Genomic DNA, 384 nt, shown 5'->3' with positions numbered 1-384 from the left:
CATCCAGCCGTGCGGCAGCAGCCGCGCTCGCCAGCGCGACGGACAACCTGCAGGCCGCGCGTGACGCCATCCAGCGTGGCGACCTGACCACGGCACGCCGGCGCTTTTCGAAGATTCCCGCGTCGCAACTGACTACCGGCAATGTACAGCGAACCCAGGCCGAGCTGACGGGCCTGGAACGCCAACGCGACGAGATGCTGCAGACCGCACGCGGTTGCGAAGCGACCGGCTCATGGTTGTGCGTGCGCCAGAACGCCCGCGACGTACTGACTATCGATGCGAGCAATGCCGAAGCGCAAACGCTCGTCGAACACGCGATCGCCCGGTCGGGCTGGCTCAACAACAATGCCGCGGCCACGACGGCGGCACATTCCGCGCCGCGGA

General features: G+C 67.7%; 1 pseudogene. It reads left to right on the top strand.

Going from position 1 to position 384, the window contains the following annotated elements:
• Positions 1 to 384 (top strand): annotated as a pseudogene (locus tag EOS_RS46950) (zinc ribbon domain-containing protein); the annotation flags it as partial.

The organism is Caballeronia mineralivorans PML1(12), assembly GCF_001028175.1.
Taxonomy (GTDB): Bacteria; Pseudomonadota; Gammaproteobacteria; order Burkholderiales; family Burkholderiaceae; genus Caballeronia; species Caballeronia mineralivorans.
The sequence above is the reverse complement of the archived record's forward strand: the minus strand, read 5'-3'. Positions and strand labels throughout refer to the sequence as shown.